This is a genomic window from Massilia sp. LMS1-1-1.1, from assembly GCF_040815535.1.
GTDB classification, from domain to species: Bacteria; Pseudomonadota; Gammaproteobacteria; order Burkholderiales; family Burkholderiaceae_D; genus Janthinobacterium; species Janthinobacterium aestuarii.
Window position 1 is genome coordinate 670,081 of the sequence record NZ_JBFPNG010000001.1, and the last position, 26,410, is coordinate 696,490.

Below are 26,410 nucleotides of genomic sequence, written 5' to 3' on the forward strand. Positions count from 1 at the left end.
CCTCTTCTGTATGCCTTGCGCAACCTTTTTTCCATTCCAGAAACTAGGCTTGTCAGAACAATCAATTTCGTCTAGCATCTTTTCATTCAAGGTCAGCCAGCGCCAGCGTGAGCCTGCCTGTCGACTCATCCATTCTGGGAGCTTTCCGGGTGCAAGATTTGCCTTCGATACGCTCAAGAATTTCATGGCTGGTGCTTGCCTGGGTCATTCCGACGGCCCTCGTGTTTCTCCTGCTCGTGGCGCAAAGCTACACGCGCGAACGCGACCATGTCGTCAGCGAAACGGCGCAGGCGGCGCGGGCCGTCACGGCCGCCGTCGAACGCGACTTGAGCGGCGCCCAGTTGGCCGCGCACATCCTGGCCGCCTCGCCCGCCCTGCAAGCCGACGACATCGGCGCCCTGCGTGCCTTGGCCGGCACCCTGCTGCAGCCGAGCCTGGCCGTCAGCGCCTTCATCATCTCCGACGCGAAGGGACGCCAGCTGGTCAATACAGCCCTGCCCGCCGGCCAGGCGCCGCCCCCCTTGCCGCAAAAATGGGCCGCCAGCATGGAGCGCACGCGCGAGCACGGCAAGGCACGGCTGACCAGTTTGCTCATCGCGCCGGACGAGGTGCCGCGGCTGGCCCTGAACCAACCTTTGCCGCGTGACAAGGGTCCCGCCTATGTGCTGACGGCGCTGTACCCGTCCGACTACCTGCCCCTGCTGCTGCGCGAGCTGCACCTGCCCGCCTACCTGGGCGCGGCCATCGTCAATGCCGACGGCATCAATGTGGCGCGCACCCTGGCGCCGCAGCGCTATGTGGGCCGGCGCACCGCGGCGCCCCTGCTCGAGCAGATACGCCAGGCGCGCGAAGGCGTGCTGCGCCATACCACCCTGGAAGGCCTCGACGTGTATACGGGCTTTCGCCGCGCGCCAGACGACGCCTGGACGGTGGCCGTCACCATGCGCACCAGCACGGTGGCCGAAGCCCTGCTGGGCTCGGTGGTCACCGGTTCCCTCATCCTGGCCCTGCTGCTCGGTGCCGGCTTTGCCCTGGCCTGGCGCGTGGGCGGCCGCCTGGCGCGCACCTTGCAGGAACTGACGCAGCAGATCCACGCGCTGGCGCAGGGCAAACCGCTGCTCTCGCACCGCCACGCGGACCGCGAATCGGCCGACATGGCAGGTGCCCTGGGCGCGCTGGAGCGCGATTTGCGGCGCCACCGTACGCAGCTCGAAAGCCTGGTGGCCGAACGCACGCTGGCCCTGGAAAAATCCACGCGCCTGCTGGAAACCGTGTACGCGACGGCGCCCATCGGCATGCTGTTCGTGGGCCTGGACTTGCGCATCGTCATGATCAACCACTACCTGGCCGCCATCAGCGGCGCCAGCGTGGCGCAGCATCTGGGCCAGCCCGTGGGCGCCATGCAGTTCGACGACGCCGTGCGCATGGAGGTGGAGCGCTGCGTGCGCCAGGTGATTGAAACAGGAACGCCCATCGTCGACCTCGAATTGCAAGGCCATGGCGGGCGACAGCGCGAACAGCTCAGCCACTGGATCGTCTCGTATCACCCGATCTTCGGCCCCGAACAGAAATTGCTGGGCGTATCGGGCCTGTGGCTGGACATTAGCGAGCGCAAACGCAGCGAAGCGGAGTTCCGCCGCTCGAAACACCTGTTCGGCACCATCATCGAAAACATCCCGGCCATGGTCTTCGTCAAGCGCGCCGACAAGCTGAGCTTTGAAATGATCAACCGCCACGCGGAATTGACCCTGGGACGCTCGCGCGAGCAATTGCTGGGCAAGACCGACCACGATTTCTTCCCGCCGCAGCAGGCGTCCGCCTTCGTCAGCGCCGACCGCAAGCTGCTGGCCACGGGGCAAATGGTGGAAATCGAACAGGAGGCGATCAACACTGCCGACGGCACGACGCGCCACTTCACCACGCGCAAGGTGGTGTTGCGCGACGATGCGGGGCGCGCCAGCCACGTGCTGGGGGTATCGATCGATATCACGGAACGCAAGCGCGCCACCGAGGTGCTGCACGCCACTACCTTGCGCCTGGAACAGAGCGAGCGCTTCATCCGCACCGTCACGGACAACCTGCCCGGCATGGTGTCGTACTGGGGCGCCGATCTGCGTTGCCGCTTCGCCAATAATTTCTACAATGAATGGTTTGGCCGCAGCAGCGCCGAGCTGGCCGGCATCCACATGAGCGAATTGCTGGGACAGGAACTGTTCGACGTGTACGCGCCCCACGTCGAGGGCGTGCTGGCGGGCCGGCCGCAAAGCTTCGAGCGCGACCTGCTCGACCCCACGGGCCAGGTGTGCCACACGTGGACCAATTACATTCCCGACCTCGACGACGGCGGCGGCGTGCGCGGCTTTTTCGTGCTGGCCTCGGACGTATCCGAACTCAAGCGCACGGAATTGCGCCTGCACGAACTGAACGAGCAAATGGTGCGCGCGCGCGACAAGGCCGAGGCGGCCAGCACGGCGAAGAGCGAATTCGTCGCCAACATGAGCCATGAAATCCGCACGCCGATGAACGCCATCATCGGCCTGGCGCGCCTGCTGGAAGAGTCGCCGCTGGAGCGGCGCGAGCGCAGCTATGTCGGCAAGATCCAGATGGCCACGCAGTCGTTGCTCCATATCGTCAACGACGTGCTCGATTTTTCCAAGATCGAGGCGGGACAAATGGTGCTGGAACAGCGCCGCTTCCAGCTCGAACGCATGCTGGGCAGCGTCGGCGTGCTGCTGGCCAGCAGCGCCTGGGCGCGCGGCGTGGAGCCCGTGTTCGTGCTCGATCCGGGCGTGCCGGACGAACTGATCGGCGACGCCCTGCGCGTGGAACAGATCCTGATCAACCTGATGGGCAACGCAGTCAAGTTCACCTCGCATGGCGAAGTGGTGCTGGCCATCACCATGGTGGCCGAGGATGCGGCCAGCGCCACCCTCGAGTTTTCCGTGCGCGACACGGGCATCGGCATCGGCGCGGCCGAGCAGGAACACATCTTCGACGCGTTTTCCCAGGGCGACAGCGGCACCAGCCGCAAATACGGCGGCACGGGACTGGGGCTGGCCATCTGCCGGCGCATGGTGGAATTGATGGGCGGCCAGCTCAGCGTGAAAAGCACGCTGGGCCAGGGGTCCGACTTCCGCTTCCGCTGCCGCTTCGACAAGGTGGCGCCGCCGCCCGAGCCGCACGGCAAGGGTGCGTCCAGGGCGCTGTCGCTGCTGATCATCGACGACAACGCCAGCGTGCGCGCCATGCTGGAAGACTGGTGCGCGGCGCAGGGCTGGCGCAGCCGCAGCGCCGACAGCGGCGCGGCCGGCCTGGCCCTGCTGCGCGACCATGCCAGCGGCGAACCGGCGGCCGATCTCGTGCTGCTGGACGCGGCCATGCCGGGCATGGATGGCATTTCCATGCTCACCGAGGCACGCACCGACGAACACCTGGTGCTGCCGCCCGTGATCATGCTGGTGGCCGATCAGGACAGCGAAAACCTCGAACGCCTGGCCGACAGCCTGATGCTGGCCGGCATCGTCTCGAAACCGGCCACGCCAGCGCGCCTGCTGGCGGCCGTCACCGCCGTGCGGGATGGACGCCATGGCCGCAGCGCGCCATCCATGCTGCCCGTGTCCACGCCCCTGTCGGGCTTGCTGGAAGGGATGCGCGTCCTGCTGGTGGAAGACAATGAAATCAACCAGGAAGTGGCGCAGTACATCCTGCTGCACTCGGGCGCGCGCGTGGCCGTGGCCACCAACGGCAGGCTGGCCGTCGACATGCTGGCGCACAGCCCGCAAGCGTGGGACGTGGTGCTGATGGATTTGCAGATGCCCGTCATGAATGGCTACGACGCCACCCTGGCCATCCGCGCGCTGGGCTTGCCGGACTTGCCCATCGTCGCCATGACGGCCAATGCCATGGACGAGGACCGCCTGCGCGCGATTTCCAGCGGCATGAATGCGCACGTGGCCAAGCCCATCGACGTCGACGACATGATCGAGACACTGACCCGCCTGGTGCCGGCGCCCCACAGTGGCGGCAGCAGCGCCGCGCAGCCAAGTGGCGGCGCCACGGAGGTGCTGGAAATGCCGGCCTCGATACCCGGCATCGACCTGGCTGCCGCCCTGCACCGCTTCGGCGGCGACTACGGCGCCTTCCTGGCGCTGCTCAAGCGCTTTGAAAATTCGCAGGGCGACGCCGTCGAAGAAACCCGGCGCCTGCTGGCCGATGGCCAGACACGGCAGGCGGCGCAACTGCTGCACCGCGTGTGCGGCGTGGCGGCCAACCTGGGCGCGGTCCATGTCGCCAGCCTGGCCGCCGAGACGGAGAAAACGCTGAAAACAGGGCAATCACACGCTACGGCCGCCCTGCTGGAACAGCTGGAACGGGCGATGGCCGAAGTCATCGATGCGGCGCGCACCCTGCCCTCGCCACCACGGCGCGGGCAGCCGGCCCAGGCCGCGCCCGGCGGCGCACCGGTCGACCTGCGCGCCGGCCTGGCCGAGCTGCTCGTGCTGATCCGCAACAATAACCTGAAGGCGCTGGCCCAGTTCCACATCCTGCACCCCGCCCTGCAACAGTCGGACCGGGAAGCGGCCCTGGCGCTGGCCAACGCGATTGAAACGCTGAATTTTTCCGAAGCGGAAAAACTCGTGCTCGATCAGCTGAAACGAGAGGAAAACAAGTGAGCTGGACCAACCTTGCCATGAACGGGCGCATCCTCATCGTCGATGACGCCATGGAAAACATCCAGATCCTGCACCAGCTGCTGCGCGAGGAACACGACGTGCTGTTCGCCCTGAGCGGAGAGAAGGCGCTGGAAATTGCGCATAATCAACTGCCGGACCTGATCCTGCTCGACGCCGTCATGCCCGGCATGGATGGCTATGCCGTGTGCAATGCGCTGCGCGAGTCGGCCATCCTCAGCGCCATTCCCGTCATCTTCGTCACGGCCCTGAACCAGCCCGAAGACGAAACGCGGGCGCTGGAAGCGGGCGCCGTCGATTTCATCACGAAACCGTTCAACGCGGCCGTCGTGCGGGCCCGCGTGCGCAGCCAGCTGACCATCAAGCGGCAGGCCGACGCCATGCGCGAACTGTCGCTGACGGACTCGCTGACGGGCGTGGCCAACCGGCGCAGCTTCAACGACACGATGGACAGCGAATGGCGGCGCTGCGCACGCGACGGCATGCCGATGGCCCTCATCATGGCCGATATCGACCATTTCAAGGATTACAACGACACGTATGGCCACCAGGCGGGCGACCTGTGCCTGCAGCAGGTGAGCGCCGCCCTGCGCCGCTGCGCCGTGCGCCCGCCCGACCTGCTGGCGCGCTACGGCGGCGAAGAATTCATCATCCTGCTACCGCAGGAAACGCGCGACGGCGCCGAAGTCGTTGCCCAGCGCATCCTCGACGAAGTGCGCGCGCTGCATATTCCCCACGCCAGATCGAGCGTCGGCCCGCACGTCACCGTCAGCCTGGGCATGGCCAGCGTCATGCCCACGGAAGGCATGGACCCGAGCGCCCTGATCCGCGCCGCCGACGCCCTGCTGTACCGCGCCAAGCATACGGGGCGGGACAGGTATTGCGCGTCGGAGGGGGAGTGAGGGGGAAGGCGCGCGTGCTGCCTGCCTGTCTGCTGCCTGTCTGTGTCGGCTTACGCCAACCTGCGCGGCGAGCCTGGCTTATCGCTCAGGGATAGCAGCGCATCAAAAACTCCGCCACGCACACGGGTTTCGTGTCGCCTTCGCGCTCCATGGTGACGGCCCAGTTCACTTGCGCGCCTTCCGGCAGGTCGTCGACGGACAGGATGTCGAGCCGCGCGCGCAGGCGGCTGCCGACGGGTACGGGTGCGGGAAAGCGCACCTTGTTTAAACCGTAGTTGATGGCCATGCGGATGCCGGCCATGTGCAAGGCGCCCTGCAACATGGCCGGCAGCAGCGACAATGTCAGGAAGCCATGCGCCACGGTGCAGCCGTACGGCGACTCGCGCGCACAACGTTCCGTATCGACGTGGATCCACTGATGGTCGTCCGTGGCGTCGGCAAAGGTGTCGATGCGCTGCTGGGTGATGGTCAGCCAGTCGGAGACGGCCACGTGCTGTCCCGCCAAGGCCTGAAAACCGGCGATGCCGGCGATATCACGCATGCTGCTCTCCGGCAGGACGGCGGCCGAACATGCCCATGCCTTCCACCGTTGTCACCACTTCGCCGTGCTGGTTGCGCACGCTCCACACGGAAATGACGATGCCGCGGTCCGGTTTCGACGTGGACGGGCGCACTTCCTTGACCTGGTAGGTCAGCTGCAAGGTGTCGCCAGCGCGCACGGGTTTGAGCCAGCGGATGCTGTCCAGGCCGGGCGAACCCATGCTGGACGAATGCTTGAGCAGGTTATCGACCACCAGGCGCATCATCATGCCGCAGGTATGCCAGCCGCTGGCGATGACGCCCTTGAAAATGGTCTTTTCGGCGGCGTCATGGTCGACGTGGAATGGCTGCGGATCGAAATCCGTGGCGAAGGCGATGATTTCCTTTTCCGTCACATGGCGCTGGCCCAGGTCGATTTCCAGGCCTTGCGTAAAGTCTTCGAAATACCAGTGTTTCGGGGTGGTGGCAGGCGATGCGGTCATGCGGTCTCCGTCGGCAAGAAGCCCGGCTGGGCGATAAAGCGCTCGATATGATGGTCCACGTCGCCCAAGGTCAGGGCGATCATGGAGAGGCGCTTGAAATGGTGGGCGGCAGGCAATTCGTCCGTGACGCCCATGCCGCCATGCAATTGCACGGCTTGCTGGCCGACAAAAGTGGCGGCCAGTCCCACCCTCGCCTTGGCGGCGGACACCGTGCGGCGGCGCTCAGCCACATCGTCGCTATCGGCCTTGGCGGCGGCCAGCATGGCCATCGAGCGCGCCTGCTCCAGGTGGATGAACATGTCGGCCATGCGGTGCTGCAAGGCCTGGAACTTGCCGATCGGTGCGCCGAACTGCTGGCGCGTCTTCAGGTACTCGAGGGTGGCGGCAAAGATGGCGTCCATGGCGCCCACGGCTTCCGCGCACAGCAAGGCGGCGCCGTAATCCACGGCCGCGTCGAGCACGGGCCAGCCCTGCCCCGCCTGCCCGCTCAGGGCGTCTTGCCCCAGCACCACTTGCACGAGGGTCACGGTGGCGGCGCGCTGGCCGTCGATGGTGCGGTAGTCGCGCACGCTGACACCGGGCGCGTCGGCGGGCACGAGGAACAGCGAGATGCCATCCGTATCCATCTGGCCGCCGCTGCTGCGCGCCGAGACGATCAAGGCGCCCGCCTGCGCGCCGTGGATGACGACGGTTTTCTCGCCGTCGAGCACGAAACCGTCGCCGCTGGCCTTGGCCGTGGTGGCGATATCGTGCATATCGTGGCGCGACTGCCGCTCGCCCAGCGCACACGCGAGCTTCAGGCTGCCGCTGGCGACCTGTTCCAGCACAGCATCGTGGCCTCCGGCCAGGCTCAAGAAGCGCGCGCCCAGCACGGTGGCGAAATAAGGCTCGACCACCAAACCCCGGCCCAGTTCCTGCATCACCAGCAGCATATCGACGGCCGTGCCGTCGAAGCCGCCCGCGCCGGCCGGCAGCGGCAAGGCCGTCATGCCCAGTTCGGCCAGGGTGGCCCAGGCCGCGTCAGACGTACCCGTGGCCGAGTGGACGATCTCTGTGCGCGTTTCAAACGGGTAATCCTTGTCGACCCAGCGCCTGAGCGCATCGGCGAATTGCTGCTGTTCCTGATTAAATTGAAAGTCCATGTCGTCTCCTTCTGGCTTACAGGCCCAGGATCATCTGCGTGATGATGTTTTTCTGGATTTCATTCGAGCCGCCATAGATCGATGTCTTGCGGTAATTGAAGTAATACGCGGCCAGCGGTGCGGCCAGGTCGTCGCCGCCAGCGCCGTGCGGCGCGCTGCCGTCGAGGAAGTCAGGGTCGAACGGCAAGGCTTGCGGGCCGATGGCTTCGACCATCAGTTCCGTCAGCTGCTGCTGCAGTTCCGAACCGCGCACCTTCAGCATCGACGCCTGCGGCCCTGGTCCCTTGCCTTCTTCGCTGATGACGCGCAAGACCGTCATTTCCAGCGCCATCAATTCGATTTCCAGATGGGCCACCTTGGCCGCAAACGCGGGATCGTGCAGCAGCGGCCCGCCGCGCTTGGTCTGCTGCATGGCCAGCTGCTTGAGGAAGGTCAGCTCGCGCTTCGAGCGGCCGACGGCGGCGATGCCCGTGCGCTCATGGCCCAGCAGATACTTGGCGTAGGTCCAGCCCTTGTTTTCCTGGCCGACCAGATTGCTGACGGGCACGCGCACATTGTCGAAGAAGACTTCGTTCACTTCATGTTCTTCATCGAGCATGATGATGGGGCGCACGGTGATGCCCGGCGTTTTCATGTCGATCAGCAAGAAACTGATGCCTTCCTGCTTGCGCACCGTGCTGTCCGTGCGCACCAGGCAAAAGATCATGTCCGCGTGCTGGCCCAGGGTCGTCCAGGTTTTTTGGCCGTTCACGATGTAATGGTCGCAGTCGCGCTCGGCCGTGGTTTTCAGCGAGGCCAGGTCGGAACCGGCGCCCGGCTCGGAATAGCCTTGGCACCACCAATCGTCGCAATTCAAAATGCGCGGCAAGTAGTATGCTTTTTGTTCGGCGCTGGCGAAGGCCATGATGACTGGCGCCACCATGTTCACGCCGAACGGCAAGATGGGCGGCGTGGCGGCGCGCGCGCACTCGTCTTCCCATATGTGGCGCTGCACGGACGTCCAGCCCGTGCCGCCATATTCGACGGGCCAGGCCGGCGCGGCCCAGCCCTGCTGCGCGACAATCTTGTGCCAGCGCACGTAGTCGTCGCGGTTCAGGCGCAGATGCTGGCGCACCTTGCGCTGCAAATCCGCCGGCAAATGGGTGTCGAGGAAGGCGCGCACTGTGTCGCGGAAGGCCATCTCCTCGGCCGTGTAATGCAGGTCCATGTCTGTCTCCTTGTTCTTGTCGGTTGCCGTGATAACTGCACGCAAGGAAGCTCAGCGCACAAAAAAGCACGACCGTTCTCAAGGATTGTACAACAGATTGGGAGCAGCACCAGCGGTTTTACACAGGCTCAAGGTTCATCGCGAAGCCATGCCACTTTTCGCCATTACCGTTGAAGCAGCAGCCCCCGTAGCAGCAATTCCAATGCCGCAACTGCTTTTACCAGGCGCGCATTGCCTTCGTCGCCGTCGGCGATCCAGAACGCCGCTTCCGCCAGGCAGCCGTAGATCAGCGAAGCCAGTGCCTGCGGGCAAGCGTCGGCCACGATGCCTTGGTGTATCAACTGCTGGATAAGCCCCTGCATCGACTCGAGGCAATGGCGCTGCGAGTCCGGTGAAGCGCCGCCCAGGACCGCCCTCGCGTCGCGCAAGACGATGCGCTGAATTTCCGGTTCCAGGGCCATCTCCAGATAGGCACGGCAGCGATGGCGAAAGCCATCCCACAAGTCTGCAGCGCTGTCGGAGATGGTCTGCAGGCGGCCATCCATTTCCGCATCGATCTGCTCCACCACCGCCAGCAGCAAACCCTTCTTGTCGCCGAAGTGATGATACAACGCACCACGCGTCAGCCCTGCCTGCGCGGTGAGGTCGTCCATGGAAGTGTCGGCATAACCGCGCTCGCTGAACACTTTGCGGGCGGTGGCCAGCAGTGAAGCGCGGGTTTCTTCCATTTCCACACGGGTGCGGCGAACCATTGCTTTCTCCTTACATACGTAGCGTATGATTGTTTACATTCACTGCGTATGTATATATACTTTATTCATACGCGATGTATGTATTATCGCTGCGACGTGTTTCCGTTGCAAGCGGGGCACACCCGTTTATCGCCTGATCACATGAAGGATATGCACCATGAGTACGTCTTCCTGCGCTGCCGCAGAAACTTCCGTCCGCCACCCGTGGCTGGCGGTCACCGCTGTCGGCATGGCCACCTTTTCCGTCGTGACGACGGAAATGCTGCCGGTCGGCCTGCTGACGCCGATTGCCGACACCCTGGGCACCTCCACGGGAACGGCCGGCCTGATGATCTCGCTGCCGGCATTGCTGGCGGCCTTGTTCGCGCCGCTGGTCGTGCTCGCATCGGGAAGCCTGGACAGGCGCAACATTCTCTGTGGTTTGCTGACGCTCCTGGTGATCGCGAACATTGCCTCGGCCTTGGCGCAGAACATGGCGTGGATGCTGGCGGCGCGTGTACTCGTCGGTTTCTGCATGGGCGGCATCTGGGCCATCGCAGGCGGCCTCGCTTCCCGGCTGGTTCCTGCCCGTTCGGTTGGCCTGGCAACGTCGGTCATCTTCGGCGGCGTGGCGGCCGCTTCCGTGCTGGGCGTGCCGCTTGGCGCACACATCGGCGACCTTGCAGGATGGCGCTGGGCCTTCGGCGTCATGGCGCTGTTCAGCGGCCTGGTACTGGCGCTGCACCTGGCCGTCATTCCCGCCCTGCCCGCTGCCGGCTCGACGACCTTGCGCCAATTCGGCCTACAGCTGCGCAACAGGCAGTTGCAAGCGGGGCTACTTCTGACCCTGTTGCTGGTGACCAGCCATTTCATGGCCTTTACCTTCGTGCGCCCGCTACTGCTGTCCGTGTCGGGGTTCGATACGCAATGGCTGGGCGCACTGCTGTTTGCCTATGGCTTCGCCGGCATCATTGGAAACTTCTTGGCCGGTGTCGTCGCGGCGCGGCGCACGGCGACCACCATCATCGCCATCTCGTGCGGCCTGCTGCTCACGCCACTGCTGTTCCTGGCTGTCGGCGACTCCGGCATCGGCGGCGGCGTGGTATTGCTGGCCTGGGGACTGGCCTACGGCGGCGTATCGGTCGGCCTGATGACCTTGATGATGAAGGCGGCGCCCGGGGCCGTGGAGATCGTCGCCGCGCTGTATGTGGGCGTCTTCAATATCGGCATTGCGCTCGGGGCGTGGACCGGTGGCCAAGCCGTGGACAGGCTGGGCCTCTCCGCCAACCTGTGGCTTGCCGCAGGATTTGCCGCTGCCGCCTTGCTGCTGTCGTTTGGCATCAGCTTTATTGATGCAAACAAGCAGCCTGGCGCTGCAAGGGATTGACGGTGTCCGCCATCAGCCATACAAGTGCAGCAACACCTGCACGGCCACGATCTTGACGATGGTCATGCTGGGGAAAATCATCGCATAACCGAGGTTCGGGCGGTCCGACTTGGCCAGGCGGTTGGCAAACACCAGCACGGCCGGGTTGCCCGTGGCGCCGGCCGCGATGCCCAGCAGTTCAGGAAACGGCAGGCGCAGGAAGACCTTGCCCAGGATCACGACGAGCGCCACCACCACCAACACCGTCACGGCACCGAGCGCCAGCATGGGCAAGCCGTCGGCGCCCACTTGCTGCACGAAGGGCAAGCCGGACGCCATGCCGACGGAGGCGAGGAAAATCGTCAAGCCATAGTTGCGCATGACCAGGTTCGCTGACAGCGGCAAGCGCCAGCTGATCTTGCCCACTCGGCCCAGGCGGCCCAAAATCAGCGCCATCACTAGCGGCCCGCCAGCCAGACCCAGGCTGAACGAACCTATCCACGGCAAGGGAATCGGCACCAGCCCCAGCAGCACGCCCAGCACCATACCCATGCCCAGCGAGACATAGCTGAACTCGGCCGTGGCCGTGATGGAATTGCCGAACAGCTTGCGCACCTCGGCCGCATGTTTGGCCGGCGCAATGGCCATCACGCGATCGCCAAATTCCAGGGTCAGGAAGGGATGGGGCAAAATCATGGCGTCGCCACGGCGGATGAAGGCGATCTGCAGCGGGAAATCCTTGGCCAGATTCAGCTCGCCCAAGGGCACGCCGACGATTTCCGCGTCCGACACGAACACTTCCGTGCCGTCGAAATCGCTGCGGTCCTTCATCAAGCGGCCCGGGTCCAGGTGGCCCAGCGCCGTGCGCGCCGCTTCCACGCCCGCCACCGTGCCCGACACCATCAGCGCGTCGCCCACGCCAAGCACGAGGCCCGGATCAGGCAAGCGGTTCTGGTGGCCCTGGCGCACGCCGATCACTTGCACGCCAGCCAGGGGACCGTCGGCCAGTTCGGACAGGGCCGCGCCCGCCAGTTTGGCTGCATCGATGGTGATTTCGGAGACGACGATGGGCGCCGGCGGCGGCGTCAGCACGGGTTTCAAGATGCGCCCGGCCAGGTACAGGCCCAGCATGGGGCCGACGACGCCGAACGGATACGCGACGGCATAGCCGACGGCCGCGTCGCCATTGCCGTGCGACGCTTCCAGCGCCGCCTGCAGGGCGGCAGTGCTGGTCATGGCGCCGGCAAACACGCCGCTGGCCATGCGCAGCGAGATATCGATCCACTGCCCGCCCCAGATCGATACGGCCAGGCCGCCCATGACGGCGACGAAGGCGATCAGGTTATGTTTCTGCCCCGCGCCGCGCAAGCCGGCGAAAAACTGCACACCGTACTGCACACCGATGCCATACAGGAACAGCAGCAAGCCGATGGAGCCGACCATCGGCGGCGGCACGGAACCGGGAGCAAAGGCGCCCAGCGCCAGCCCCGCGAACAGCACGCCGCCCACGCCCAGCGAAAAGCCGAACACGCTGATGCGTCCCAGCGCATAACCGGCGCCGATGACGAGGAACAGGGCAAGGATGGGCGTGGACTCCAGCGTGTGGCGAAATAATGGAAGCATCGAACAACCTTGGTCTGGGGAAGGCCCAGTTTAGCATGCACAAAAGCAACACGATAGCGATGATGACAAGCAAGCGTGCGCAGCTTTATGCCATAAAACGGGCAAAAAAAAGCCCGCTGCGGGAGCGGGCTGAATCTAATTCCTGTGAGGAAGTAGAGGAGACAGATGCATGATGCCGCATCGCAGCATATTCATCCAATTCTATGTTGTGATGATAGAAATATGTTTTATCAATATCTGCCCTCCTCCTCGCGCAATGCCTGACGCACGGCGGGACGCTCGCCGACGCGCTCGATCAAACGCCTCACTTGCGGAAAGGCCGACAAGTCCACCTTTGTGTGCGCAGACCAGCCGAGGATGGTGTACAGATAGGCATCCGCAATGGAATAGCGCTCTCCCAGCAGATACGGCCCGCCGGCCGCCAGTTGCCGCTCCACATAGTCGAGGCGGGCGGCCAGGCGCGAGCGGGCCACGTCCTGTGCCTGCGCACCGTATTCCGGATGGAACAGCCAGGGGCTGAACACCTTGTGCAACTCGGTGGCAATAAAACCCAGCCACGATTGCAGCTGCACGCGCGCCATGGTGCCTGCCGGCGGCGCCAGTTCGCTGGCCGGCGCCAGGTCGGCCAGGTACTGCACGATGGCCGTGCCCTCCAGCAAGATCGTACCGTCGTCCAGCGCCAGCGCCGGCACGTACAGATTCGGATTGATGCGCGCATAATCGGCACCCGTTTCCGTGATGCGCGGGATCTTCCGGATATCGACACGTTCCAGTTCCAGCGAAATGCCCGCCTCGATGGCCACGATGTGCGGCGACAAGGAACACGTTCCCGTTGCGTAATACAGTTTCATGATGCCCTCCTTGAAAAAAGTTACACGGACGCGGGATCGAGCTTGTCCACGTCGATGCCGTATTTGGCGATGGCTACGCCAATCTTGCTGCGCGGCAGCTGCCCCCCATCGGCCAGCGCCGTCAGCGCGGCCAGCACGATGAAATGGCGGTCCACTTCAAAGAAAGTGCGCAGCGATTCGCGCGTATCGGAGCGGCCGAAGCCATCCGTGCCCAGGGTGACAAAGCGCCGGTCATGCACGAAGGGGCGCACCTGGTCGCCGACGATTTTCATGTAGTCGGTGGCCACCACCACCGGGCCTTGCCGGCCAGCCAGGCATTGCGCGATATACGGCACGCGCGGTTCGCTGCCCGGATGCAGCATGTTCCAGCGCTCCACGGCCAGGCCGTCGCGCCGCACTTGCGTCAGGCTGGTGGCGCTCCACACGTCGGCCGCGACGCCGAAATCCTGCTGCAGCAGCACGCTGGCGGCCAGCACCTCGCGCAGGATGGAACCGCTGCCCATCAGCTGCACGCGCGGCGTGCTTGCCGTAAGAGCTTCCGGGCTTTCCTGCAGCAGATACAGGCCCCGCAAGATGCCCGCCTCGGCTCCTGCTGGCATGGCCGGGTGCGGGTAGTTTTCGTTGAGCAAGGTGATGTAATAGAAAATATCCTCTTGCTCGGCAAACATGCGGCGCATGCCGTCGTGAATGATCACGGCCAACTCATACGCGAACGTGGGGTCGTACGAGATGCAATTGGGAATCACGGACGACAGCACGTGGCTGTGGCCATCGTCGTGCTGCAGGCCTTCCCCCATCAATGTCGTGCGTCCCGACGTGGCGCCCAGCAAAAAACCGCGCGTGCGGGCATCGGCTGCCGCCCACGCCAGGTCGCCCACGCGCTGCAAGCCAAACATCGAATAAAAGATGTAGAACGGGATGGTAGCCAGGCCATGGTTGCTGTACGACGTGCCGGCCGCGATCCAGGAAGAAATAGCGCCCGATTCGTTGATCCCTTCCTGCAAGATCTGCCCATCCTTGGCTTCCTTGTAATAGCTGAGCTGCCCGGCATCCTGCGGCGTGTACAGCTGGCCCAGGTAGGAATGGATGCCGATCTGGCGGAACAGGCCTTCCATGCCAAACGTGCGCGATTCGTCGGGCACGATAGGCACGATGATCTTGCTCAAGGCGGGATCTTTCAGCAAGGTGCCGAGGATGCGCACGAAGGCCATGGTGGTGGACGCGCCCCGCTCGCCGCTATCCTTGAGCTGGGTGGCGAACGTGGACAGCGGCGGTATGGGCAAAGGCGCCACCTTGCTGATGCGGGCCGGAATATGGCCGCCCAGCTGCGTCCGGCACGCGGCGAAGTAGCGGCCTTCCTCGCTGTCCGGCGCCGGTTTCAAGTAAGGCATTTCTTCCAGCTGGGCATCGCTGACGGGCAACGCGAAGCGGTCGCGAAACGCGCGCACGGCGTCGGCGCTCATCTTTTTCAGCTGATGGTTGATGTTCTGCCCTTCGCCCGCCTCGCCCATGCCGAAGCCCTTGACGGTCTTGGCCAGGATCACGGTGGGACGGCCCGGCGTGCGCATGGCCTCGGCATACGCGGCGTGCACTTTTTCCGGGTCGTGGCCGCCGCGCGTGAGCTTCCAGATGTCGTCGTCCGACATGTGCGCCACCAGCGCCAGCAGTTCCGGATACTTGCCAAAGAAATGCTCGCGCACGTAGGCGCCATTCTGCGATTTGAAGGTCTGGTAATCACCGTCCACGCATTCCATCATGCGCTGGCGCAACAAGCCGCTCGTATCGCGCGCCAGCAAGGCATCCCAGCCACTGCCCCAGATGACCTTGATCACATGCCAGCCGGCCGCGCGGAACGTACCCTCCAGCTCCTGGATGACCTTGCTGTTGCCGCGCACCGGGCCGTCGAGGCGCTGCAGGTTGCAGTTGACGACAAAGATCAGGTTATCGAGGCGCTCGCGTCCGCCCAGGGAAATGGCGGCCAGGGATTCGGGCTGGTCCATCTCGCCATCGCCGAGGAAGGCCCATACCTTGCGGCCCTGGTGTTCCTTCAAGCCACGGTACTCGAGGTAGCGCATGAAACGGGCCTGGTAGGCGGCCGTCAGCGGGCCCAGGCCCATGGAGACGGTGGGAAATTGCCAGAAGTCGGGCATCAGCCGGGGATGCGGATACGAGGACAAGCCCTCGCGCCCCGCTTCGCGGCGGTAATTGTCCAGCTGCGCTTCCGTGATGCGGCCTTCCAGATAGGCGCGGCCATAGATGCCGGGCGCGGAATGGCCCTGGATGTAGACCAGGTCGCCGGCGAACTGGTCCGTGCGGCCACGGAAGAAGTGGTCGAAACCCACGTCGTACAGTACGGCCGCCGACTGGTAGGTGGCGATGTGGCCGCCCACGTTCGAATGCTTGGCCGCGCGCAAGACCATCACCATCGCATTCCAGCGGATATACGCGTTCAGGCGGCGCTCGATGGCCAGGTCGCCCGGATACGCGCCCTGGCGTTCCGTGGCGATGCTGTTGGTATAGGCGGTGGTGACGCGGCCATGCATGCCGCCGTGCTGCGCGGAATCGGAATCGACGAGCTGGTCAAGCAAATAATGGGCGCGCGGGCGTCCTTCCACCGCGACGACGGCTTGCATCGCCTCCAGCCATTCTTTGGTTTCCTGCGGGTCGATATCGGGCACAGCAAGGGATGTGGTCATGGCGGTCTCCTGGGTTGGGAATTCAATACGCGAATAATTGCTGATGCAATCATTGCATTTGCAATTGTTACGGCGGCCATTGTATAGCGCTATAATTGCATTTGCAACTGTGATCGATCTGGAGGAATACCGATGTCTGAAACTGCCCCTGAAATTGGCTCGGCCCCTGCGCCCGACCTGTGGTTCGCGTTCGTGCGCACGCACCGTTTGATGATCCGCGAAATCGAACGCCGCCTCGCCGCCGCCGGCCTGCCCGTGTATGCGTGGTATGACGTGCTGTGGGGACTCGAAAGCGGACAGGACGGTTCGCGCCGCATGCATGAACTGGCCGACGCTCTGGCCATCGAGCGCTACAACCTGACGCGCCTGGTGGACAAACTGGAAACGGACCGGCTGGTGACGCGCACGCGTTCGATGGAAGACGGGCGCGCCGCCTTCGTTTCCATCACGCAAGACGGGAAAATCCTGCGCAAGAAGATGTGGGCCGTCTACCAGGCCACGGTGGCCGACCTGTTCCTGGCGCAATTTGGCAGCGGCGAGCAGCAGGACTTCAGCGCCGCCCTCGCGCGCGCCGCCGAGGCGGCACGCAATGCCGCTCACAGCAAGGCGTAACGCCGCAGCGCGTACTCGACGAACTGCAGGGGCAGCGTGCCATCGTCGGCCAGGGCTTTCAAGGCGGTGACGGCCAGCCATGGCGCACTGACCTCCATCATGGCGTCAGCGCCGACGGCGATGAAACGCCCGCGCACGTAGCCGCCGATCTGGCCCGCGATGTGCTGTCCATAGCCGGTGACGGCAATGACGGGCGCGGCACTGTCATCGAGGCACTGCCGCACATGGGCCAACCTTGGGACGGCGCGCGGATGACGCAGGTTCCACTGCTCCGCCGCCTGCGCATCGCGCGCCAGGCGCGTGTAGCTGGGGCAACTCCACACTTGCGCGGCGATATCCCAGTCGTCCTTCAGCAAGCGGGCCGCATCGGCAACGACGGCCAGCATCGTTCCCGCACCGCACAGGCGCAACCGGCATGGCGCCGGATCCGGCGGCGAAACACGGTACATGCCCAGGCTGGCCGCTGCCGCATCGGCGTCCGACAAGGGCATCGCCACCGCATCTTCGCCCGCATTTTCATCCGCACCTTCGTCCGCATCTTCGTCCGCATCTTCGTCATGTATGGCCAGATAGTAATAGCCTGTCTGCTGTTCCACATACAGCGTTTCCAGTGCCGAGCGCAGGATGGCGCGCACTTCCTCGCCCGTGGCCGGGTCGAACGGCGTGCAATTGTGCTGCGTGGCGAGCCAGGCGGGCAGCGCGGGCTGCACGCCTTTCGGCCAGAGAGAAGATTGCGTTTCCGCATCGCTGCAGACGATGCCACGCTCGCGCGCATCGACCAGCACGCCATTCAATGCCTGGAGCGAGGCGGGGCGGCACAGATACAGCAGCGGTTTGTCGGCGCCATAGCGCAGCGGCCAGGCACTGGCGGACGCCGTCACATTCCAGGCATCGTCAGGCCGCTGCGTCACTTCCGCGCGCACGACGCGGATGGCATTCGCCGCGCCCGGCCCCGTCTGCAAGCTGCCCGCCATGGCGCCCAGCGCGCGGCGCGGCGACACCTGCCGCAACGGCAACGCCGGCGGTGCCGCCAGCACGGCCAGACAGGCTTGGACGGCGTCGCGCGCCACGTCCAATGGCGGTGGAGGAAATAAAGGGGAAGAATGCATGAAAGCTCCTGTCGCAACAATGCTTGCGCAAGGCAGACATTGCCTATACGATTGCAAATGCAACGATTGTAGTTGCAATCCTTTGCGCGTACAAGTGACGCGAGCCAAGCGAAATCTGTCTTCGAGGTGAAAAATGACGCTGAACAATCCTGAAACCGTGCGCATGGCGTATGCCGTGAAACTGACGAATGCGCAAGTCGAGGCGGCAAAGCGCCTGTATGCCGCGCATTTCGGCGGCACGGACAACCCGCAGGCGATGGCCGCCATCATCGCGGCGCTGGCGCGCAACTACAGTTCGGCCGTGGCGGCGAATGTGCTGTAGCGCATCACGCATGGTGCAGGCAAAACCGCGATGGAAGCGGGCCTAGCTCGTTCCAAAAATGACGAGCTTTCGATGCGATCTTTGTTCACGCGTCAACAGTACGCGGGCCTGCTCTACGGTCACGCAATCGTGCGGCGCAAACCCCGCTGGCACCGTTTCCGCATCGCGCGCGAAGAGTTGCGGATCATTGATCACGTCATAATCGCCGCGTTTGAAAAGCAATTGCTCGATACCGGCGCCCCCTTCGGACATCGGTGTGACGACGATCAGCGACCAAAGGCCTTCATCACCCAGAAATTTCTTTTGCTTCAGGAATGCGTTAACGCGGTCTGCATGCGGCTCCGAGTCGCTCAGCTCGCTCTGATAAATTCCCATCGGGCACAGCATCGTGCCGGCCGGCCACCCCATATCGGGCAGTGCTGCGACCGTGACCGGACGCAATTGGGCCAAATGGCGGTCAAACGGGTGCTTCTCCGCCGAACAGGCACCGAGCGCCATCAGCGCCAGCGTGCCGGCGGCGCGAAACAAAGGCATCATCAACTTGTCTCCTTGCATGTTTATGTTTAAACAAGTTTATCTTAAGCGATAAGGCCATGGAAGCAGGCAAAAAAAAGCCCGCTATGGAAGCGGGCTGAATCTAATTCCTGTGAGGAAGTAGAGGAGACAAATGCATGATGCCGCATCGCAGCATATCTATCCAATTGCATGTTGTGATGACAGAAATACGATTGTTCTATATCTCAGCCACGTTTCAGCCATAGCGGCCTCCCCTGCCGCCGCCATCGTTACGCCACGGTGTCGCCGCGCAAAGTTTTGGCTGCCGCCACCATGTTGGCCAGCGCGGGAATGACTTCTTTCCAGCCACGCGTCTTCAGGCCGCAATCGGGGTTGACCCACAGGCGCTGCGCGGGGATGCGTTCGGCCGCCTTGCGCATCAGCTTGACCATTTGCTCCTGGCCAGGAATATTCGGCGAGTGGATGTCGTAGACGCCAGGGCCGATGTCGTTCGGATAGTTGAAATCATCGAAGGCGTCCAGCAATTCCATGTCGGAACGTGAGGTTTCGATCGTGATGACGTCCGCATCCATGCCGGCGATCTGCGCGATGATGTCGTTGAATTCCGAATAGCACATATGCGTGTGGATCTGCGTTTCGTCGGCCACCCCATTGGCCGTGAGGCGGAACGATTCCACGGCCCAACGCAGGTACTCGGCCCACTGGGATTTGCGCAGCGGCAAGCCTTCGCGCAGCGCCGCCTCGTCGATCTGGATCACGCGGATGCCGGCCTGTTCCAGGTCCTGTACTTCGGCGCGGATGGCCAGCGCCAGCTGGTAGCACGACACGGAACGGGGCTGGTCGTCGCGCACGAAGGACCAGTTCAGGATCGTGACGGGGCCCGTCAGCATGCCTTTCATCGGCTTGTCCGTCAGCGACTGGGCATAGGTGCTCCACTCGACCGTCATGGCGCGCGGCCGGCTGATGTCGCCGAACAAAATGGGCGGTTTCACGCAGCGCGAACCGTACGATTGCACCCAGCCGAACTGGCTGAAGGCGTAGCCGTCGAGCTGTTCGCCGAAATATTCCACCATGTCGTTGCGTTCCGCTTCGCCGTGCACGAAGACGTCCAGACCCAGGGTTTCCTGTTCCTGGACGCAATGGGCGATTTCCTCCTGCATCAGCTTTTTATAGCTGGCTTCATCGAGCTGGCCGCTGCGGAACTGGCTGCGGGCCTGGCGGATTTCCGCCGTCTGGGGGAAGGAGCCGATGGTTGTCGTCGGATACGCGGGCAGTTGCAACAGCGCAGCTTGCTTGGCTGCACGCTCGGCATAGCCGCTGGCGCGCTGGCCCAGACTGGCGTCGATGCGGGCCACGGCCGCTTTGACGTCGGGATTATGCACGCGCGGCGACTGGCGGCGCGCTTGCACGGCCGCATGATTGGCATCCAGCGCAGCTTGAACGGAAGCACGGCCTTGGTTCAGGGCGCCAGCGATCGTGTGCACTTCATCGAGCTTTTGACGGGCAAAGGCCAGCCAGGATTGAATATCCGTATCGAGCTTTTGTTCGCTGTCCAGGTCGACAGGCACGTGCAGCAAGGAGCACGACGGGGCGATCCACAAGCGCGATTGCAGGCTGGCGTGCACGGGTTCCAGCCATGCCAGCACTGCATTCAAATCCGTCTTCCATATATTGCGCCCATTCACGACACCCAGCGACAGCACGCTGGTGGCAGGCAACTGGGCAATCACCTGCTCCACTTCCTCACGGGCATTGATGGCGTCAAGGTGCAAGCCTTGCACGGGCAGCTTGCACGCCAGTGCCAGGTTCTCTTGCAGCTTGCCGAAATACATGGCCAGCAGCAGCTTGACGTTGTTGACCTTGCTCAAGGCATCATAGGCCGTGACGAGCGCCTGCTGCCAGGTACTGTCCAGTTCCGTGACGAGGATAGGCTCATCGATCTGCACCCACTCCACGCCTTGGGCGGCCAGTTCCTGCAGCAGTTGCACGTAGACGGGCAGCAAGCCTTGCAGCAGCGCCAGCTTGTCGCAATCATCCTTGGCCTTGCCCAGCCACAAATAGGTAACGGGGCCGATCAGCACAGGCTTGGCCGTTATTTTCAGCTGGTGCGCTTGCGCCAGTTGCTGCAACAAACGGCTGCTGTCGAGCTTGAATTGCGTCCCGGCCGAAAATTCCGGCACGATGTAGTGATAATTGGTGTCGAACCATTTCGTCATTTCGCCGGCGTGGACGCAGCTGCAATCGCTGTCGCTGGCCGAGCGGCCCCGGGCCACGCGGAAATAGTTATCGAGCGCCGCGCCTTCCAGGCCGCGCACGCGCTGTGGCAAGTTACCCAGGGTAAAACTCAGATCCAGCACCTGATCGTAGAAGGAAAAGTCGCCCACGGGCGCCAGGTCCAGCCCGCTCTGGTCTTGCCAGTGGCGCTGGCGTAATGCGGCGCCCTGGCCTTCCAGTGCGTCCAGGCTGCTGTTGCCCTTCCAATAGTCTTCCAGGGCGAATTTCAGTTCGCGTTTGGCGCCGATGCGCGGATAGCCCAAATTGTGTGTCGTGACGGTCATGCTCATGCCTCCTGATGAAGTATGCAGTCATCATAGAGGCTTTTATCCATGAAAAATAATGGTAAAATCTCATGAATCCATTAATAATATTCATGGAAATCCAAACGGGCACGGGCAAAAAAAAGCCCGCTATGGAAGCGGGCTGAATCTAATTCCTGTGAGGAAGTAGAGGAGACAGATGCATTTTGACGCATTGCGGCATATCACGCCAATCATGTGTTGTGATGAGCAAGATAAGCCCCATCAATATCTTGGCGTGAGGCCCTTGTTGCTTACTTGACGCTGCCAGCCGCTTCCTCGATCAGCTTGGCCACTTCCGCCGGATTCGAGCTCATCACCACGTGCGAGGCGCCGTCGATCACGACGGTTTTCTTCGCATTGGCACGCTTGGCCATGAAGGCCAGCGCTTCTGCGGGAATATTCTTGTCTGCCTTGCCGTAGACAAACCAGGACGGGATCCCCTTCCAGCCTGGCGCAGGCGAGGCTTCGTTCAGCGCCGCATCCGTGATCGGACGCTGGCCGACCGCCATCAGGCGCGCCTTGGCCGCTGGCAAATCGGCGGCGAACTGGTCGTGGAACTTGGCCTGCTCGATAAACAGGTCGTTGCTGCCATCGGCCAGCGGTACGGGCTTGGCCAAGGCCGTACCCAAGGTGCCGCCCGGATATTTACCGGACAGGCCAGCTGCCGTCTCGCCGGCATCGGGAGCAAACGCCGCCACGTAGACCAGCGCCTTGACGTTGCCGCCTGCCTGGGCAGCGGCGCTGATCACGGAACCGCCGTAGGAGTGCCCCACCAGCACGACCGCGCCAGGCACGCTGTTGACGACACGAGCCACGGAATCGGCATCACTCTTGACGCTACGCAGATGATTGGCCGCGCCGATGACGGTGTAGCCGTCTTTTTGCAGGATGGCGGCGACGCCGTCCCAGCTCGATGCATCGGCAAACGCGCCATGGACCAGGACGATGGTGGGCTTGACGGCGCCCGCCGCCGAAGCCGGGCTGGCAGGAACGACGCTGGCGAACAAGGTGCCCACGATGGCGGCAATGGACAATGGCTTGATGAATGAGGTCATGATGATTCCCGATATGATTGGAGAGTGGTGACGAGCTGCCCGCATCGGCAGGCGAGTCGAAATACTAGCACTCAACAATGTCATTTTTGCAGCTTTGGCGGCGACCTGATCTTCTTGCAGGGGCAAGGCCTGGCCCTATGGTCTGGCGGCGGGTCGCTGGTGTTGCCGGCGGTGGACAGCGGCGATGGCGACGCAAAAAAAAAGGTTCTTCGCGGAGAATGGGGGAAGACAGGATTGACGACTGAGCGGGATGTGGAGGCGGAGGCCTGATGTTGGTAGATTGATAGTCGCCAAACAAGTCAATCTGTCAAACCACCGCCATGCTCAATGTTATGTCGTCGCTTCCGTTTTGGGAAGGCCATATTGTCGATTCCGTCCAAGAACAAGAAGACGGCTCCCTGCTGATCGTTCTCCAGGCCTGCCCGGCAAGCGATGCGTTATGTGGGGCATGCCACCAGCCCTGCGCGCTGGTGCATGAGCGCCGAAGGCGCAAGGTACGCGACCGCGACATGTTGGACAAGCGTGTCTGGCTCGACGTGCCAGTACGGCGATTGGATTGTCATCACTGCGATGCGCGCGTCGCCGAGCATATTGCCTGGCTTGATCGACGCGCGCGTATCACACACCGCGTACGCCTCTGGGTCGAGGCGTTGGCGCAGTTGCTCCCCATTGCCCATATAGCCCGCCTCACTGGCCTGCACTGGCATACCATCAAAGAGATTGATCATCGGCGTTTGCAGCACCTGCATGGCGACTTTTCGGCGGAAGGCGTACGCCGTCTAGTCATGGACGAGTTTGCTCTGCACAAGGGGCATCGTTACGCTACCGTGGCCTTGGATGCAGAGCGCATGCGCGTCCTTTGGGTTGGGGAAGGCAATAGCCGAGAGGCGATCCGGCCATTTTTCGAGAGGCTGGGAGAGGAAGGTTGCCAACGAATCGAAGCCGTTGCCATGGATATGAACACGGCCATGGATCTTGAGGTCCGCCAGCAATGTCCGAATGCCGAGGTGGTCTACGACCTGTTTCACGTTGTGGCCCGCTTTGGCCGCGAAGTCGTCGACCGGGTACGCGTTGACCAAGCCAATACCTTACGTGCCGAGCCGAAGGCGCGCCAGGTCATCAAGCGCAGCCGCTGGCTGCTACTACGCAACCGCAACAACCTGAAAGCCGAGCAGGCCATCCAGCTTGAGGAACTGCTCGCTGCCAATCAGCCCTTGGCGACGGTCTACCTACTCAAAACTGAACTCAAAGAGATCTGGTATGCGCCATCGGTCCGGGAAGGTGCTCGCCGATGGAAAGCCTGGCTCAACCTTGCTCTGGAAAGCCAGATCGCACCACTGGTCCAGTTTGCCAAACGCCTCGCCAAATACCGGCGCGGTATCCTCGCTTCGTCCATCTACCCGATGAACTCTTCGGTCCTCGAAGGCGTCAACAACCGCATCAAGGTCATCAAGCGCATGGCCTACGGATTTCGGGATGCATCCTATTTCTTCTTGAAGATCAAGGATGCCTTTCCCGGCAAAACGCGATGAACCAAAAAAAAGCCCGCTGCGGGAGCGGGCTGAATCTATTTCCTTGGAGGAGATAGAGGAGACAGATGAATGATGCCGCGTCGCAGCATATAAAACCACTTTATATTCGTGATGTCAGAAATACGCGATAGTGATATTAGGGGCAACGAAGCATTCCACACGGCAACTTTTATGCTGCCACTTCCGTTTTCCCGTCGCCAGAACGCAACATATTCTTGATGCCCCGCAGCGCCTGCCGCACGCGCGCCTCGTTTTCGATCAGGGCAAAGCGCACGTATTCATCGCCATATTCGCCGAAACCGATGCCGGGCGACACGCTGACCTTGGCCTTTTGCAGCAGCAGCTTGGCAAATTCCAGCGAACCCAGGTGGCGATACGCTTCCGGGATATGTGCCCAGATATACATCGACGCCTTCGGTTTCTCCACCATCCAGCCCGCTTCATGCAAGCCTTTCACCAGCACGTCGCGGCGGCGCTGGTACTGGGCGCAGATGTCCGTCACGCAGCTTTGGTCGCCTTCCAGCGCGGCTATGGCGGCCACTTGCACGGGCGTGAAACTGCCGTAGTCGTGGTAGCTCTTGATGCGCGCCAGGGCCGCCACCAGTTCCGCGTTGCCCACCATGAAGCCGATGCGCCAGCCCGCCATGTTGTAGCTTTTCGACATGGTGAAAAACTCGACGGCCACGTCGCGCGCGCCGGGCACCTGCATGATGGACGGCGCCTTCCAGCCATCGAAAGTAATGTCGGCATACGCGAGGTCATGCACCACCAGAATATTGTGCTGCTTCGCCAGCGCCACGACTCTTTCAAAAAATTCCAGTTCCACGCATTGCGCCGTGGGGTTGGACGGGAAACCGAGCACCATCATCTTCGGTTTCGGGTAGCTTTCGCGGATGGCCCGTTCCAGTTCGGCAAAGAAATCCACGCCCGGCCCCATGCGCACGGAGCGGATATCGGCGCCCGCGATCACGGCGCCCCAGATGTGGATCGGGTAGCTGGGATTCGGCACCAGCACCGTGTCGCCACGGTCGAGTGTCGCCAGCATCAAGTGGGCCAGGCCTTCTTTCGAGCCGATGGTGACGATGGCTTCGCTGTCCGGGTCGATGTCGACCTCGTAGCGCTTCTTGTACCAGTGTGAAATGGCGCGGCGCAGGCGGGGGATGCCTTTTGACGCGGAATAACCGTGCGTGTCGGGGCGTTTCACCGTCTCGACCAGCTTGTCCACGATGTGGGCCGGCGTGGCGCCATCGGGATTGCCCATCGACATGTCGATGATGTCCTCGCCACGGCGGCGCGCGGCCATCTTGAGCTCGGCGGTGATATTGAAAACGTAGGGGGGAAGGCGATTGATGCGCGAAAAGCTGCGCGGAGCTTGGCTGTCGGTCATGGTATCTCTATACGTAAGCGCCCGGATCCGTCCGAGCGACGTTGGCACAATGCGTGTGCCTGCAGTGATACTAACCCGAGCTTGCGGAAACTGGCAAGGCCGATTCGGACACGCTACAATACGTACTGATCGAAAATGAGCGCACCGGTTGGTAACCCGGTAAGTGCCCGGCGCAGTCCGGCATGCTCCCGCCCACGCGGACCCACGGCGCTGACCCTTGGCTGTACCACCAGCCGGGGAGGTGTTCTGGTTCGTGCATTTTTCCCGCCGCGCCATCCCTCCCCTGCATTGATGAGGAATGAATACGGATGGCAACACACGACACCGCAGTAGATGGCATGACCCTGGACCGCGCCAGCATGGAACAGCAGCTGGCGCAATCGGTACGCCACTTCATCGATTGCGCCTTCGACGGCGAAGACTTGTCGCGCCTCGATTTGCAAGGCTGCACCTTCGAGCGCTGCACCTTTGCCGACACCAACTTGTTCGCCAGCAAACTGGCACGCAGCACCTGGCGCCGCTGCCGCGCGGGCAGCGCCGATTTCGAATCCGTCGATGCCGTCGACGCCAGTTTCGAAGGCTGCGACCTGAACAACACGAAATGGCGGCGCGCCAAGCTGGCCTCGGCCACCTACCGCGGCTGCAAGCTGACGGGCGCGTCTTTCGAGGAAGTGGCCCACCTGGGCCTCACCTTCGAAGACAGCCTGCTGGTGGGCGCCGACTTGCGCGGCTTTTCGTTCCGCAAGGCGACATTAAAACAGCTGGATTTTTCCGACGCCTACCTGGCCGGCTGCGATTTCCGCGAGGCCGTCTTCGAAGGCGGCAGCCTGCGCAATGCCACGATCAAACTGGCGAAGTTCCAAGGCGCGGACTTGCGCGGTGCCGATATCGACGGTTTCAAATTGAGCGAAGCGGCGCTGCTGAAAGGCGCCGTCATCACGCATGCGCAGGCGGCAAACTTCATGCGCGCGCTCGATCTGGTGGTGATTTGATCTGAACAGACAAAAAAAAGCCCGCTACGGAAGCGGGCTGAATCTATTTCCTTGGAGGAGATAGAGGAGACAAGT

The 26,410-nt window shown here is 63.0% G+C and carries 21 protein-coding genes; 8 read left to right on the forward strand and 13 right to left on the reverse strand.

All coding sequences use genetic code 11. The features are described from left to right. Positions 1-191 precede the first annotated feature (191 nt). Positions 192-4,673 (forward strand): PAS domain-containing protein, encoded by a 4,482-nt coding sequence (locus MRBLMS1_RS03110; protein WP_485877750.1) that lies wholly within the window; start codon positions 192-194, stop codon positions 4,671-4,673. Further along, on the forward strand, positions 4,670-5,593 hold the full coding sequence (locus MRBLMS1_RS03115; protein WP_485877752.1) for a diguanylate cyclase domain-containing protein: 924 nt from the start codon (positions 4,670-4,672) through the stop codon (positions 5,591-5,593). Before MRBLMS1_RS03110 ends, MRBLMS1_RS03115 begins: the two co-directional genes overlap by 4 nt. Before the next feature lie 85 nt (positions 5,594-5,678). On the opposite strand, the gene MRBLMS1_RS03120 is transcribed toward MRBLMS1_RS03115, so the two are convergent. The 5 genes from MRBLMS1_RS03120 to MRBLMS1_RS03140 all read right to left on the reverse strand — a co-directional run bounded on the left by MRBLMS1_RS03120 (position 5,679) and on the right by MRBLMS1_RS03140 (position 9,716). Beyond that, a complete protein-coding gene (locus MRBLMS1_RS03120; protein ID WP_034755282.1) occupies positions 5,679-6,134 on the reverse strand; it encodes a MaoC family dehydratase in 456 nt (151 codons plus the stop codon). After that, the gene (locus MRBLMS1_RS03125) at positions 6,127-6,615 is read right to left on the reverse strand and encodes a MaoC family dehydratase (RefSeq protein ID WP_485877755.1); all 489 of its coding nucleotides are present in this window, start codon (positions 6,613-6,615) and stop codon (positions 6,127-6,129) included. The genes MRBLMS1_RS03120 and MRBLMS1_RS03125 overlap by 8 nt, the downstream gene beginning before the upstream one ends. Further along, the gene (locus MRBLMS1_RS03130; protein ID WP_485877757.1) at positions 6,612-7,757 is read right to left on the reverse strand and encodes an acyl-CoA dehydrogenase family protein; all 1,146 of its coding nucleotides are present in this window, start codon (positions 7,755-7,757) and stop codon (positions 6,612-6,614) included. The genes MRBLMS1_RS03125 and MRBLMS1_RS03130 overlap by 4 nt, the downstream gene beginning before the upstream one ends. Before the next feature lie 16 nt (positions 7,758-7,773). Beyond that, positions 7,774-8,964 (reverse strand): acyl-CoA dehydrogenase family protein, encoded by a 1,191-nt coding sequence (locus MRBLMS1_RS03135; protein ID WP_128142795.1) that lies wholly within the window; start codon positions 8,962-8,964, stop codon positions 7,774-7,776. 164 nt (positions 8,965-9,128) lie between these two features. Beyond that, on the reverse strand, positions 9,129-9,716 hold the full coding sequence (locus MRBLMS1_RS03140; protein ID WP_485877759.1) for a TetR/AcrR family transcriptional regulator: 588 nt from the start codon (positions 9,714-9,716) through the stop codon (positions 9,129-9,131). Between the two features lie 157 nt (positions 9,717-9,873). Here MRBLMS1_RS03140 and MRBLMS1_RS03145 point away from each other — a divergent pair, with 157 nt between their 5' ends. After that, positions 9,874-11,082 carry an MFS transporter gene (locus MRBLMS1_RS03145; protein ID WP_485877761.1) on the forward strand — a complete coding sequence of 403 codons (1,209 nt, stop codon included), beginning with the start codon at positions 9,874-9,876 and terminating at the stop codon, positions 11,080-11,082. A 12-nt stretch (positions 11,083-11,094) separates the two neighbouring features. Here the strand turns inward: MRBLMS1_RS03145 and MRBLMS1_RS03150 are convergent, their stop codons facing one another. Beyond that, positions 11,095-12,684 (reverse strand): aspartate:alanine exchanger family transporter, encoded by a 1,590-nt coding sequence (locus tag MRBLMS1_RS03150; RefSeq protein ID WP_485877762.1) that lies wholly within the window; start codon positions 12,682-12,684, stop codon positions 11,095-11,097. Here MRBLMS1_RS03150 and MRBLMS1_RS03155 point away from each other — a divergent pair. Next, positions 12,675-12,857, forward strand: coding sequence for a hypothetical protein (locus tag MRBLMS1_RS03155; protein ID WP_485877763.1), 183 nt, complete (start codon positions 12,675-12,677; stop codon positions 12,855-12,857). The two genes, MRBLMS1_RS03150 and MRBLMS1_RS03155, sit on opposite strands and share 10 nt — an antisense overlap. Before the next feature lie 57 nt (positions 12,858-12,914). Here the strand turns inward: MRBLMS1_RS03155 and gstA are convergent, their stop codons facing one another. Further along, positions 12,915-13,535 carry a glutathione transferase GstA gene (gstA, locus tag MRBLMS1_RS03160; RefSeq protein WP_485877765.1) on the reverse strand — a complete coding sequence of 207 codons (621 nt, stop codon included), beginning with the start codon at positions 13,533-13,535 and terminating at the stop codon, positions 12,915-12,917. 20 nt (positions 13,536-13,555) lie between these two features. Further along, positions 13,556-16,231, reverse strand: coding sequence for a pyruvate dehydrogenase (acetyl-transferring), homodimeric type (gene aceE, locus MRBLMS1_RS03165; RefSeq protein WP_485877766.1), 2,676 nt, complete (start codon positions 16,229-16,231; stop codon positions 13,556-13,558). A 132-nt stretch (positions 16,232-16,363) separates the two neighbouring features. Here aceE and MRBLMS1_RS03170 point away from each other — a divergent pair, with 132 nt between their 5' ends. Beyond that, positions 16,364-16,843, forward strand: a complete 480-nt coding sequence (locus MRBLMS1_RS03170; protein ID WP_485877767.1) for a MarR family winged helix-turn-helix transcriptional regulator — start codon at positions 16,364-16,366, stop codon at positions 16,841-16,843. On the opposite strand, the gene MRBLMS1_RS03175 is transcribed toward MRBLMS1_RS03170, so the two are convergent. Then, positions 16,828-17,952, reverse strand: coding sequence for a transketolase-like TK C-terminal-containing protein (locus MRBLMS1_RS03175; protein ID WP_485877768.1), 1,125 nt, complete (start codon positions 17,950-17,952; stop codon positions 16,828-16,830). The genes MRBLMS1_RS03170 and MRBLMS1_RS03175 overlap by 16 nt on opposite strands. A 133-nt stretch (positions 17,953-18,085) precedes the next feature. On the opposite strand from MRBLMS1_RS03175, the gene MRBLMS1_RS03180 reads away from it, so the two are divergent. Beyond that, positions 18,086-18,274 carry a hypothetical protein gene (locus tag MRBLMS1_RS03180; protein WP_046684175.1) on the forward strand — a complete coding sequence of 63 codons (189 nt, stop codon included), beginning with the start codon at positions 18,086-18,088 and terminating at the stop codon, positions 18,272-18,274. A 42-nt stretch (positions 18,275-18,316) separates the two neighbouring features. Here MRBLMS1_RS03180 and MRBLMS1_RS03185 read toward each other — a convergent pair whose 3' ends face one another. From MRBLMS1_RS03185 to MRBLMS1_RS03195, 3 genes are all read right to left on the reverse strand, one after another. Continuing rightward, complete coding sequence (locus tag MRBLMS1_RS03185) at positions 18,317-18,811, reverse strand: hypothetical protein (RefSeq protein ID WP_485877770.1); 495 nt, start codon at positions 18,809-18,811, stop codon at positions 18,317-18,319. Positions 18,812-19,059: 248 nt separating this feature from the next. After that, positions 19,060-21,348 carry a 5-methyltetrahydropteroyltriglutamate--homocysteine S-methyltransferase gene (gene metE, locus MRBLMS1_RS03190; protein ID WP_485877771.1) on the reverse strand — a complete coding sequence of 763 codons (2,289 nt, stop codon included), beginning with the start codon at positions 21,346-21,348 and terminating at the stop codon, positions 19,060-19,062. Positions 21,349-21,620: 272 nt separating this feature from the next. Continuing rightward, positions 21,621-22,424: an alpha/beta fold hydrolase gene (locus MRBLMS1_RS03195; RefSeq protein WP_485877772.1), complete on the reverse strand. Its 804-nt coding sequence runs from the start codon at positions 22,422-22,424 to the stop codon at positions 21,621-21,623. A 332-nt stretch (positions 22,425-22,756) separates the two neighbouring features. Here MRBLMS1_RS03195 and MRBLMS1_RS03200 point away from each other — a divergent pair, with 332 nt between their 5' ends. Beyond that, positions 22,757-23,956 (forward strand): ISL3 family transposase, encoded by a 1,200-nt coding sequence (locus MRBLMS1_RS03200; RefSeq protein ID WP_485878963.1) that lies wholly within the window; start codon positions 22,757-22,759, stop codon positions 23,954-23,956. A gap of 169 nt (positions 23,957-24,125) precedes the next feature. On the opposite strand, the gene alaC is transcribed toward MRBLMS1_RS03200, so the two are convergent. After that, a complete protein-coding gene (alaC, locus tag MRBLMS1_RS03205; protein WP_485877774.1) occupies positions 24,126-25,343 on the reverse strand; it encodes an alanine transaminase in 1,218 nt (405 codons plus the stop codon). 308 nt (positions 25,344-25,651) lie between these two features. Here alaC and MRBLMS1_RS03210 point away from each other — a divergent pair, with 308 nt between their 5' ends. Beyond that, positions 25,652-26,335 (forward strand): pentapeptide repeat-containing protein, encoded by a 684-nt coding sequence (locus tag MRBLMS1_RS03210; protein WP_485877775.1) that lies wholly within the window; start codon positions 25,652-25,654, stop codon positions 26,333-26,335. Positions 26,336-26,410: the final 75 nt, after the last annotated feature.